This is a genomic window from Alistipes sp. DJF_B185, assembly GCF_964250025.1.
GTDB classification, from domain to species: domain Bacteria; phylum Bacteroidota; class Bacteroidia; order Bacteroidales; family Rikenellaceae; genus Alistipes; species Alistipes finegoldii.
In genome coordinates this window covers 1-3406 of record NZ_CAXUDY010000040.1, presented here as the reverse complement: position 1 = coordinate 3406, position 3406 = coordinate 1, and the positions used below count along the sequence as shown (strand labels likewise).

Annotated in this window: 3 protein-coding genes, 1 tRNA gene and 1 rRNA gene; 4 read left to right on the top strand and 1 reads right to left on the bottom strand. The window is 47.8% G+C overall.

Going from position 1 to position 3406, the window contains the following annotated elements:
- Positions 1 to 72: ribosomal RNA gene (locus tag ACESTR_RS15760) — 16S ribosomal RNA — on the bottom strand; the annotation flags it as partial.
- Between the two features lie 608 nt (positions 73 to 680).
- Between ACESTR_RS15760 and ACESTR_RS15755 the strand changes: the two genes are divergently transcribed.
- From ACESTR_RS15755 to ACESTR_RS15740, 4 genes are all read left to right on the top strand, one after another.
- Positions 681 to 1295 carry a lipoprotein signal peptidase gene (locus tag ACESTR_RS15755; protein ID WP_022043422.1) on the top strand — a complete coding sequence of 205 codons (615 nt, stop codon included), beginning with the start codon at positions 681 to 683 and terminating at the stop codon, positions 1293 to 1295.
- 69 nt (positions 1296 to 1364) lie between these two features.
- A tRNA-Leu gene (locus ACESTR_RS15750) sits at positions 1365 to 1446 on the top strand.
- A 488-nt stretch (positions 1447 to 1934) separates the two neighbouring features.
- Positions 1935 to 2276: an IS110 family transposase gene (locus tag ACESTR_RS15745; RefSeq protein ID WP_009597111.1), complete on the top strand. Its 342-nt coding sequence runs from the start codon at positions 1935 to 1937 to the stop codon at positions 2274 to 2276.
- A gap of 114 nt (positions 2277 to 2390) precedes the next feature.
- A complete protein-coding gene (locus ACESTR_RS15740) occupies positions 2391 to 2822 on the top strand; it encodes a transposase (protein ID WP_227042921.1) in 432 nt (143 codons plus the stop codon).
- Positions 2823 to 3406: the final 584 nt, after the last annotated feature.

Below are 3406 nucleotides of genomic sequence, written 5' to 3'. Positions count from 1 at the left end.
CTGCCCCTCGACTTGCATGTGTTAAGCCTGCCGCTAGCGTTCATCCTGAGCCAGGATCAAACTCTCCATTGTATAAAATTTATAAATGTTTTGTTAGAGTCCTGACTATTCGTTTATCCTTAAAAGGAAAATTGACAGATAAATACTACATTTCTTTTCTCTCAAAATATAACCAGTAATTCAAAGAACCAGTTTGAAAAAGTCTCGCATTTTGTAGTGCGAAAGGACTGCAAAGATAAGTCATCTTTTTTAATCCTGCAAATCTTTTTTCAAAAATCTTTTTCAAGAACTTTACGTTTCGGAAAATCGCGCTTACACAGAGCTTTAAGCTCCTTTATTGTAAACTTTCAGTCTTTGTAAGAACATCCGTTTTTCTTGAACGCGGATGCAAAGGTAGTGACTTTTTCTGAACCTGCAAGCATTTTCGCATTTTTTTTTGAAAAATCTTCAATTTTCTTCAAAATAACGCTTTTTACCTATATATATTAATGACACCCGACATGATGCATGATGCGGGCCCGGACGTATCCCGATTCGGCAACAAGGGATTCCATCCGGCCCCCATTGCCGGCCGAAAGGCCCGTTCGGGGAATATAATTGTCCGCAGGACGAGTAAAATCGGACGGCACCCCGTAAAACAGAGATTTTTTACTATTTTTGCGGCAGATAATCCGACGGCTATGAACTTCAAAAAAATATCACTGCTCATCCTGATTCTGCTCATCGCGGATCAGCTGCTCAAAATCTGGGTCAAGACCCACATGCACCTCGACGAGTCGATCATCGTATTCCCGGACTGGTTTCAATTACGGTTTATCGAGAACAACGGCGCGGCTTTCGGCATGCACATCGCCTCGAAAGGGGGATTCGACTGGGGAAAACTGCTGCTCGGCATATTCCGCATCGTCATGGTAGGTCTCATCGGCTGGCTGATGCATCATCTGCTCCGCCGCCGGGAGGATACGCCGAAGGGGGTTATCGTCGGTCTGGCGCTGGTGATGGCCGGTGCGCTCGGCAATATTATCGACAGCGCTTTCTACGGACTGATCTTTTCGGAATCGACGCCGTACGCGGTAGCGCATTTCGGCGGACATTACGCGGGCTTCATGATGGGAAAGGTCGTGGACATGTTCTATTTCCCGCTGTTCCAGTGGAACAACGTGCCGCGGTTCCTGAGCTTTCTGGTCGACAGCAACAACTACTTCTTCGGGGCGATCTTCAATCTGGCCGACGCCTACATCTCCGTGGCGGTAGTCTATCTGCTTCTGTTTCAGTATAAATTTCTGAGCAAGTAGATTTTTTTCGCAAAAATAGTTGGCGATTCAGAAAAAAGTATTACTTTTGCACACCGCAATTCCAATAATGCCCAGGTGGCGGAATAGGTAGACGCGCACGTTTCAGGTGCGTGTGCCGCAAGGCGTGCAGGTTCGATTCCTGTCCTGGGCACAAAAAATCCCGTTAGAGGAAACTCTGAGGGGATTTTTCTTTTTCCGTGTCCGCATCGTGTCCGCAATTTCATGGAGAAGGGCTCTGATTTTTCCCTGCCAGAAAGACAAAACCAGATTATTTTTGTAATTTTGTATAAACCGATTCCAAACAAACGACGAACTATCCAGATTCTGATGTAATCCCTATGTTTACAATCAGAGTTGACTGCGATGAAAGCGGATAGATGAAAAAGCTATCGAGATTTTGGTTAGATTAAAGTTGCGAGACCTTTACTAACTAAAACGACGATAGCCATGAGAGAACGAAGAAATGAAATTATTTCAAAGGACAAAAGATTTATGTAGGAATCGACGTCCATTTGAAGAGTTGGTCGGTAACGGTCTTGTCCGCGACCTCTGTACTGAAGAAATTCAGTCAAAATCCGGCCCCGGAAGCGTTGCACGGATTTCTGACGAGGAGTTTATCCGGGAGCCGAGTATCATTCGGTGTACGAAGCGGGCTTTTGCGGATTCTGGATACACGAACGCCTGACGGCATTGGGGATCGACAACATCGTGGTCAACCCGGCCGACGTACCGACCAAGAGCAGCGAAAAGCTGCGTAAGAGTGACGCCGTGGACAGCGGCAAGCTGGCGCGGAGTTTAAGAGCCAACGAACTGAAAGGCATTTATACGCCGGACAGTGTATCGTTGGAAATGCGTTCCTTGATAAGATTGAAGAACTCGATCACCAAAGACACGACCCGTCAGAAGAACCGGATCAAGTCCCAGTTACGGTGTTTAGGCATCGGGATTCCGCAGGAGTTCCTCGAACCTTTCTCCAACTGATCGAAACGCTTTTTCGCATGGCTGAAAGAGGTTGAGACACTCACTCCGAGCGATCGTCAGGCCCTCGACATTCAGCTCCGGCATCTGGAGGAACTACGCCGTCAGAAGTTGGAGATGACACGGGCTTTACGGGCCTTGGCCAAGGCGGACCGATTCCGCGAACCGCAGCGGTTGATTATGAGCGTTCCGGGGTTCGGGCAGACTACGGGAATGGCGTTTCTGTCGGAGATATGCGACATAACCCGTTTCCGCAATGCCGAACAACTGGCCGCCTATATCGGGATGATCCCGATGTGCCATAGCAGCGGAGAGAAAGACGGAACAGGAGACATTACCGTGCGAAAACACGCCGTCATGCGCTGTAATCTGATAGAGGCTGCATGGGTGGCTATACGCCAAGATCCCGCGATGAATCTGTTTTATACAGAACAATGCAAGCGGATGCCCAAGAGCAAGGCCATCGTAAAGGTCGCCCGCAAACTGGTAAATAGACTATACTTCGTGTTGAAACACCAGACCGAATATGTCAATAGTGTCGTGTCATAAGCAACCCCTTCCGGTAAACGGATTTTCCCAGAGAGAATACTACATATTGCGTGCGGCTTTGGAGTCCGCTTAATGTAAAATGCTCCTCTGGCCTTTGTAAACTAATACAGGAACATGCGGCAGAATACTGACCGCTGTGGAAAGTCTGTCTACCGAAGGATTTTTACGGGTTCTGAAATCACGGCTTTCGCAAGAGCCAAAGGTCAAAGCACATCGTGACTCCGCACCGACTCGATCGAAGGCCGGCGGAGACACGCTGTGCCTTGACCTTTGGCCGGGAAACTCATCAAGAATCGCAATGTATTGCAAATGAAATAAAAACAAATTTAACCGAAAACTTTGATCCAGATTTATTTGGATTGTAACAGGAAACGGCAGCATGGGGCCGGAACATTGTCCCCGGTCTCGTAGACCAATGAAATTTCGGACTTATTCCATGCTCTGATGTCTTTATTTCCTCAAAGTTATAATCATTAAAGTGAATATACGAATGACACTCCTGATCAGCATCGAATACCGTACCCGCTGGGGCGAACAGCTCGTACTCCGCCTCGGCAAGCGGCGCATCGCCCTGCAATACGCCG

Coding starts and splice junctions, on each gene's coding strand:
- ACESTR_RS15755 (WP_022043422.1), top strand. CDS start 681: ATGAACTTCAAAAAAATATCACTGCTCATCCTGATTCTGCTCATCGCG.
- ACESTR_RS15740 (WP_227042921.1), top strand. CDS start 2,391: ATGACACGGGCTTTACGGGCCTTGGCCAAGGCGGACCGATTCCGCGAA.